Annotated in this window: 8 protein-coding genes; 2 read left to right on the top strand and 6 right to left on the bottom strand. The window is 69.7% G+C overall.

The genetic code is table 11. The annotated features are described in order from the left end of the window. From ACI379_RS10255 to ACI379_RS10240, 4 genes are all read right to left on the bottom strand, one after another. On the bottom strand, positions 1 to 542 hold a 542-nt coding region (locus tag ACI379_RS10255), incomplete at its 3' end, for a TCP-1/cpn60 chaperonin family protein (RefSeq protein WP_439791981.1). Between the two features lie 239 nt (positions 543 to 781). Beyond that, a complete protein-coding gene (locus ACI379_RS10250) occupies positions 782 to 2,464 on the bottom strand; it encodes a pilus assembly protein TadG-related protein (RefSeq protein WP_439791980.1) in 1,683 nt (560 codons plus the stop codon). Next, positions 2,464 to 2,895: a TadE/TadG family type IV pilus assembly protein gene (locus ACI379_RS10245; protein WP_439791979.1), complete on the bottom strand. Its 432-nt coding sequence runs from the start codon at positions 2,893 to 2,895 to the stop codon at positions 2,464 to 2,466. Before ACI379_RS10245 ends, ACI379_RS10250 begins: the two co-directional genes overlap by 1 nt. Before the next feature lie 157 nt (positions 2,896 to 3,052). Further along, positions 3,053 to 3,916, bottom strand: a complete 864-nt coding sequence (locus ACI379_RS10240; protein ID WP_439791978.1) for an ATP-grasp domain-containing protein — start codon at positions 3,914 to 3,916, stop codon at positions 3,053 to 3,055. Positions 3,917 to 4,026: 110 nt separating this feature from the next. Between ACI379_RS10240 and ACI379_RS10235 the strand changes: the two genes are divergently transcribed. After that, positions 4,027 to 5,223, top strand: a complete 1,197-nt coding sequence (locus tag ACI379_RS10235; RefSeq protein WP_439791977.1) for a DUF2157 domain-containing protein — start codon at positions 4,027 to 4,029, stop codon at positions 5,221 to 5,223. Position 5,224: 1 nt separating this feature from the next. Continuing rightward, positions 5,225 to 5,722: a GDYXXLXY domain-containing protein gene (locus ACI379_RS10230; RefSeq protein ID WP_439791976.1), complete on the top strand. Its 498-nt coding sequence runs from the start codon at positions 5,225 to 5,227 to the stop codon at positions 5,720 to 5,722. 58 nt (positions 5,723 to 5,780) lie between these two features. On the opposite strand, the gene ACI379_RS10225 is transcribed toward ACI379_RS10230, so the two are convergent. After that, the gene (locus ACI379_RS10225) at positions 5,781 to 6,059 is read right to left on the bottom strand and encodes a MoaD/ThiS family protein (RefSeq protein WP_439791975.1); all 279 of its coding nucleotides are present in this window, start codon (positions 6,057 to 6,059) and stop codon (positions 5,781 to 5,783) included. A 48-nt stretch (positions 6,060 to 6,107) separates the two neighbouring features. Then, entirely contained in the window at positions 6,108 to 7,382 is a 1,275-nt protein-coding gene (thrC, locus tag ACI379_RS10220; RefSeq protein ID WP_439791974.1) for a threonine synthase, read from the bottom strand.

Here is a 7,382-nt window from a genome sequence, read left to right as displayed (position 1 = left end):
GTGTTCGACTCCTCGACGGTGATGACGCCTTCCTTGCCGACCTTGTCCATCGCCTCGGCGATGGCGTCACCGACGGTGGTGTCGCCACCGGCGGAGATGGTGGCGGTGGAGGCGATCTGCTCCTTGGTCTCGACGTCCTTGGCCATGCCGAGGAGCTGGTCGGAGACGGCGGCGACCGCAGCCTCGATGCCGCGCTTGAGACCCATCGGGTTGGCGCCGGCGGCAACGTTGCGCAGGCCCTCGCGGACCATCGCCTGGGCCAGGACGGTCGCGGTGGTCGTACCGTCACCGGCGACGTCGTCGGTCTTCTTGGCGACCTCCTTGACGAGCTCGGCACCGATCTTCTCGTACGGGTCCTCGAGCTCGATCTCCTTGGCGATGGAGACACCGTCGTTGGTGATCGTGGGGGCGCCCCACTTCTTCTCCAGCACGACGTTGCGGCCCTTGGGGCCAAGCGTGACCTTGACCGCGTCGGCGAGGGTGTTCATGCCCCGCTCGAGACCGCGGCGGGCCTCCTCGTTGAAAGCAATCAGCTTTGCCATAACTCGTGATGTTCCTTCACAGAGTCGCAGGTGGACGACCAGGGCGGGCTGCCCGCGACGGACGGTCCGCGCTCTCCGGTGGACCCTTTCCCACCAGCGCCTCGGACCTCAGCGTCACCCGTGCCGTGTTGTCACTCTCATGGCGAGAGTGCCAGCCCCAAGTCTGGCACTCGACCCAAGAGAGTGCAAACGCCGCCCCCGGTGGTCCGGGGGCGGCGTCGCGGTGGAGCTGGGTGGCGCTACGGCATCTTGATCAGGCGCACCCGGTTGCTGACCTGGGAGATCGCCGTCTTGAAGATGTCGGCGAGCTCGCTGCCGTTCGAGGAGCAGAAGAAGTAGTCACCGTCGGTGTTCTCCTTCTGCTGCCCGGCCGCCGTCGAGCAGTCCCCGGCGGTGCTGGCCGTCCCGCCGGCCGTGGGCGAGGCGGCCGCGGCGAGCACGTCCTTGACGTTCGCGCTGGTCCCGCCGTCCTTGCGGCACTTCTTGGTGGCCGCGTCACCGAAGCCGATGGTGATCAGCAGGATGCCCTCGTCGTTCTTCGCCTTGTTGGCCACGTCGAGGAAGTTCTGGCACGTCTTGGCGCCACCCCCGCTCTGGCCCGGTCCACCGAGGTCGCCCGAGGTCAGCGAGGTGTTGCCGAACGCGGTGGAGTACTCGTCGGGCATGCCGTCGGTCTCGAAGATGACGACCTTCTTGACCTTGACGTTGCCGGCACGGTTCGGGTTCGGGTTGTTGTCGAGCGCGTACCGCACAGCGCCCTTGAGGGCACCGGCCAGGTGCGTGCCGTACTCACTGGCCATGGACTGCGACAGGCAGGAGACGCCGTCGACCAGCGGGTCCGACCCGTTCAGCGAGGGGCTCTCCTTGGGGCCGACCAGGTAGTTGTTGGAGAAGGGGACGGGCACCCACGTGCCGCTCTTGACTGAGCTCTCACTGCCCATCCCGGGTTCCGGGCGCCTCTTCGACGAGGTCCACTTCGTGATCGGCGTGCTGGTGCTTGCCGCGGCCTTCGTGTAGGCCTCCGTCATGCACCGGCCGTCACCGTTGGTGTCGCCCGTGCCGTCCCAGTGACCGTTGTAGTTCAACTTCGTGGTGACGTCGTCGGCGCAGTTGGACGTGCAGGACGTGTTCGCGGTCACGACGTAGTCGTCGGTCTGCGGCCCGTAGCTGTTTGCCTTCGTCGTGTGTCCCGTGGTGCGGGACTTGTGCAGTGCTCCGAAGGCGACGTAGTGCATCTCCGGGTTCATCGTCTTGAGTGACTCGAGGATGGCGGACTTCATGAGCTGCCGGTCGTTGTACTTCATCGACGCGGTGCGGTCCGCCATGATCACCACGTCGAGGGGGTTGGGCAGCTCGTGCCCGCAGCTCCCCTTGCACGCCGCAGAGGCGATGGCTCCCGTCTGCCCCGAGTTGACGCCCAGGATCCGACCGAACCCGAAGGGGACGTTCTTGTCCTCCACGACCTCGATGGTGTTGCACATCGTCAGGCTCGACGCCGAGCACGGAATGGCGCAGATCGTCTCGTTGCACCGCAGACCGGGGTACTTCGACTCCGTGTACGGCGCACCGCCCGGGTTGCAGGTGGCCGGGATCTGGTCAGTACGCACCTGTCGGGTCTCCCCCGTCGAGCCCACCACGCAGTACAGGCTCGCGTCGGGGGAGATGTCGGGGTCCTGGTCCACGGCCATCTGGTAGGCGACCTGGGCGGCCGTGCTGCCCTTGGACGGAAGCTCGAACGCACCCGCGTGGGCGGCCGAGTCGATGTGGTCGTGCAGCTTCTGACGCTCCATGACCAGGTTGCTGTAGTCGACGGCGAGCGCGCAGGCAGCGAACAGCGCCAGCGCCAGGAAGGTCACGACGATCGCCGTGGCCCCCTGCTCGTCGCGACCACGTCGGCAGAGCGGGAATCGCTTCAGCGCCATCACTCGATCCTCATCTTGCTGGTCTTGGTCAGGGTCATGTGGTCGGAGAACGTCGCGCCGAACGGCGTCGCCCAGTCCTGGGTCACCGTGACCGTGACGGTGGCGGTTCCCCCGCTGACGGCGCCGGCGTCGAAGGAGGTGCAGTTTCCTCCGGTGGGCGTCTTGCAGCTCACCTGGACCTGGATCTGCTCGTCCGTGTTCAGGTCGGAGAGGAAGTCCTTCACGACGGCGTTGATGTCACCGGTCTTGGCCCCGAGGCTCGCCGAGCGCACGCCCTCGCGGGCGGCGTTGCTGACCGCGGCGTAGCGGTTGAAGTACAGGCCGAAGTCAATGATCCCGAAGACGAGGATGAGGAGCACCGGCATGACGAGTGCGAACTCGACCGCTGCGGCACCCTTCTCGTCCCGCGCTCGCCGTTGCAAGATCCGCACTGGCTTCCTCCCCAAGAGTTCGCAGGCTGCGGACAGAGTCCACCGACGTGCCTACGGTCAGACGTCGAGGCTATCGACGCGCGCGTGCCACCGGCCTCCCCCTGAGGGACCGTTGTTCGTAGTCCAAATGGACTAGTCCAGAGGGCCGGGCCGCGGCTCAGCGCCCGAGCGCCCGGACCACGAGGTCGGCGAACGGCGCCGCGTTGTCGTCCAGGACGTCGAGGTACAGGCCGGGCTCGATCATCTCGAGCTCGCTGACGGCCCACCGATCCTGCCACCGCAGGAGGTCCACCCGGAGGTAGTCGACCGGCCGGCCGAAGCGCTGCTGCACCCACTCGTACGCGGCGCGGGCCACCGCCCCCTGCTCGTCGGCGACCGGGACCGGCGTCGAGCGCCCGCCCCTGTGCTCGTGGACCCGCACCTCGTCGGCGCCCGGCCACTTGTCCACCTGCGAGGTCGCCACCCCGCCGATGACGAAGACGGAGCTCTCGCCGTCGGTGCGTACCGACTCGACCAGCGGCTGCACCACCCGGCGCAGGTCGTCCAGCTCCACCAGGCGCGGGTCGTCGGCGTCGGTCACCACCAGCAGGCCGTCACCTCCGGCCCCGACCGCGGGCTTGACCACGCTCGGCCCGGTGGCCGCGACGGCCGCCCGTACGGCCTCGCTGCCGCTCGCCACGACCGTCGGCACGACGGGCAGGCTCCCGTCGGCGGCGAGCTCGGCGAGGTACGACTTGTCGTGGTTCCAGACGAACACGTCGGCGCCGTTGAGCAGGCGCGCCTGGTCCAGCGACCGGCACCACTGGAGGAACTCATCCGCGCGGTCGACGTAGTCCCACGAGGCGCGCACCGCCACCAGGCCCGCGGACGTCCAGTCCACGGCCGGGTCGTCCCAGCAGACCCAGCGCGCCTCGACCCCGCGGGCCGCGAGCGCCTCGTCGAGGACCGGGTGGCGGGGTTCACCCTCCGCGAAGGCGGTGCAGGTGACGAGAAGGACGGGACCGGGGCGGGACGTGCTCACCGCAGGACCCTAACCGGGGCCCACCTACCTGGACACACGCCGCCACAGGTCCCGGCGAGTCGAGCCCGAGTACTCAGGCCGAACGGACGCCGGTGCGACACAGTGGTGCCATGACCACCACCCGCACGATCTCCCGGGACCGTCACGCGTGGCTGCAGACCGAGCTGGACGAGTGGACCTCCGACGGTCTGCTCAGCCCGCTCAACGCCGACGCCATCCGGTCCCGCTACGAACCCGCCCAACGAGCCGGCGCAGGCCACGTCCTGGCCAAGGTCATGCTGTGGATCGGGGGCGCCTTCCTCGGCGTCGGCCTGATCTGGTTGGTCGCGGCCAACCTCGAGGACCTCTCCCCCGTCGTCCGGTTCGCAGGCGTCACGGTGCTGTGGCTGGCGTTCCTGCTCGCCCCCGAGGCGCTGGCCGCGCGCGGCCACTCGCGGGCCCTGGTCGGGGCCCTGCGGCTCGTCGGCGCGCTCGCCTTCGGCGCGGTCATCTTCCAGGCCTCCCAGTCGTTGCAGGTCCCCGCCTACGAGCCCAAGCTGCTGGGGCTCTGGGCGCTCGGCGCCTTCGCCCACGCGTACGTCGTCAAGGGCGTCAGCCCGCTCGCGGTGGCCCTGGCGACCGGGTCGGTGTGGTGGTTCTGGCAGCCGTTGGCCCAGGACGCCAACGGCGTCCGCTGGACGATGCTCATCGCGCTCGGTGCCGTCGTCGCCTTCGGCATGGCCGCCGTGCACGACTCCCGGCTCGACACGTTCGCGCGGCTCTGGCGGATCACCGCGACCGCGTACACGCTGGTCGCGCTCTTCGTGGCGGCCCTGCCCTGGATCGAGTTCGACGCCTCCTTCACCACGTGGTTCCTGGTGGTGGCCGCACTGGCCGCCCTCGCCGCGGTCGCCGGGCTCGTGGCTGGCAGCCGGCTGGCCCGGCTCGAGGTGGTCGGCGCCCTGGCGCTCACCGTGCTCGCCTTCGGGCTGCTGGCGTGGGAGGTCCCCACCGACGTCCCCGCGGGCGGCGACCAGTGGCTGCACTCGGTGTGCAGCGTCCTCGTGTACGTGCTCGCCGCCGTCGCGCTGACCGCCCTGGGCGCCCTGCGCGAGGACCCCTGGATCTCCGCCCTGGCCATGGCCGGGCTCGTGGTCTTCGTGACCTTCCAGAGCTTCGCCGTCTTCGGCCAGATCATCACCGGCGCGTGGCTCTTCCTCGTCCTCGGCACCGTTCTGCTCGGCACGGGCTACCTCTTCGACCGGGCCCGGCGCAGCATCACCGCCACCCTGCGCGAGGACCGGCCCGACTTCCTGGAAGGAACCTGAGATGAAGCGCGTACTCCCCCTCGTGGCCCTCGTCGTGGGGCAGCTGGCGCTGGTCGGCGTGGCCGTCGCTCCCCAGCTCTCGGCCCGGACCACCGGCGACACGTACACGTTCCGGGTCGCGCCGCTGGACCCGGTCGACCCCTTCCGCGGACGCTACGTCCAGCTGACGTACCCCGACCTCCAGGTGGGCAACACCGAGGAGTGGGAGACCGGCACCCCCATCGGCATCGACGACGACGGCCGCAGCGGCACCGTGTACCTCCGCCTCATCGACAACGACGGCGTCTGGGGCGTCGACGGGGTCAGCCGCACCAAGCCCGAGTCGGACGACTTCCTGAAGTGCTCGAGCGACGGCTGGGAGATCCGCTGCGGCATCGAGACGCTCTTCGTCAACGAGGCGCGGGCACCGCGGATGGAGCGCGAGCTGGCTGACGGTGCGTACGCCGAGGTCCGGATCGACCGGTACGGAAATGCGAGCGTGGTCGACGTCCGGGAGTGACCCGTCCGCCGACCACGTCGCTGCCGGGCGGCACCCAGCGGGTGCCGCCCGAGGCGTCTCAGGCGCCGCCCGCGACGGCCGGGATGACCGACACCTGGGTGCCGGCCGGGGTTGGGGTGTCGAGGTTGTCGAGGAACCGCACGTCGTCGTTGCCGACGTACACGTTGACGAAGCGGCGCAGCTGCCCCGACTCGTCCAGGACCCGGGCCTTGATCCCGGGGTGGTTGACGTCGAGGTCGTCCAGCACGGCGGCGAGGGTCTCCCCCTCGGCGCTGACCTCGGACGCGCCACCGGTGTAGGTGCGCAGGATGGTCGGGATGCGGACGGAGACGCTCATGGGGTTCCTTCGGACGTGGTTTCGGCGGGGCTCAGCAGCGGGCGGTGGTCACTCGGCGACGCGCGAGGCGACGAAGGCGTCGTACGACGGCTCGATCGTGGCCGCGGCGCCGACCTGGTCAGCGATGGCGTCGAGGGTCTTGAGGCCCATACCGGTGTTGATGATGACGGTCTCGAGCTCGGGGTCGAGCTGGCCGGTCTCGACGAGCTTCTTGGTGACGCCCACGGTGGTGCCGCCGGCGGTCTCGGTGAAGATGCCCTCCGTGCGCGCCAGCAGCAGGATGCCCGCGCGGACCTGGTCGTCGTCGATGTCCTCGACCGCGCCACCGCTGCGGCGGCACGCGTCGAGCACGTAGATGCCGTCGGCGGGGTTGCCGATGGCGAGCGACTTGGCGATGGTGTCCGGCTTGACCGGGCGGATCGCGTCGGTGCCGGCCTTGTAGGCGACCGAGACGGGCGAGCAGCCGGTGGCCTGGGCGCCGAAGATGCGGTACGGCTTGTCCTCGACCAGGCCGAGCTTGATCAGCTCCTGGAAGGACTTGTCGACCTTGGTGAGCTGCGAGCCGGACGCCACCGGGATGACGATCTGGTCGGGCAGGCGCCAGCCGAGCTGCTCGGCGATCTCGTAGCCCAGCGTCTTGGAGCCCTCGGCGTAGAAGGGGCGGACGTTGACGTTGACGAACGCCCACCCGTCCTCCTCGCCCGCGATCTCCGAGGCGAGCTTGTTGACGTCGTCGTAGTTGCCGTTCACCGCGACCAGGCGCTCGGTGTACACGGCGGAGTTGACCTGCTTGGGCCGCTCCAGGTTGGAGGGGATGAAGACCACGGTCTTGATCCCGGCGCGGGCACCGGCGGCGGCGACCGCGTTGGCCAGGTTGCCGGTCGACGGGCAGGCGAACACCTTGGCGTCGAGCTCGCGGGCCGCGCTGAGCGCGCAGGCCACGACGCGGTCCTTGAAGGAGTTGGTGGGGTTGGTCGAGTCGTCCTTGACCCACAGGTTCTTGATACCGAGCGCCGCGCCGAGGTTGTCGGCCTTGAGCAGGCGGGTGAAGCCGGGCTCGGTGTTGGGGCTCTCCTCGATGTCGGCGGGGACCGGGAGCAGCGCCTTGTAGCGCCAGATGTTGCGGGGGCCGGCCTCGATCTCCTCGCGGGTCACGGCCGGGAAGTCGTACGCCACCTCGAGGGGGCCGAAACACTCCGGACAGGCGTAGAACGGACCCAGGTCGACCTGGTGGCCGCACTCGCGGCAGGCCAGCGCCCTCGCGTTGCCGAACGCGCCCTCGCGCAGGCCCGTGGTCTTCGTCTCGACGACAGCAGTGCTCAT

The sequence above is a fragment of the Nocardioides sp. genome (assembly GCF_051876515.1).
Taxonomy (GTDB): Bacteria; Actinomycetota; Actinomycetes; order Propionibacteriales; family Nocardioidaceae; genus Nocardioides.
Note: the sequence above shows the minus strand (reverse complement) of the source record. Positions and strands in the feature narration are given on the sequence as shown.

Excerpts from the sequence above, each read along its gene's own strand:
- ACI379_RS10250 (WP_439791980.1), bottom strand. The coding sequence starts at position 2,464 with ATGGCGCTGAAGCGATTCCCGCTCTGCCGACGTGGTCGCGACGAGCAG.
- ACI379_RS10235 (WP_439791977.1), top strand. The coding sequence starts at position 4,027 with ATGACCACCACCCGCACGATCTCCCGGGACCGTCACGCGTGGCTGCAG.
- ACI379_RS10230 (WP_439791976.1), top strand. The coding sequence starts at position 5,225 with ATGAAGCGCGTACTCCCCCTCGTGGCCCTCGTCGTGGGGCAGCTGGCG.
- ACI379_RS10225 (WP_439791975.1), bottom strand. The coding sequence starts at position 6,059 with ATGAGCGTCTCCGTCCGCATCCCGACCATCCTGCGCACCTACACCGGT.
- thrC (WP_439791974.1), bottom strand. The coding sequence starts at position 7,382 with ATGAGCACTGCTGTCGTCGAGACGAAGACCACGGGCCTGCGCGAGGGC.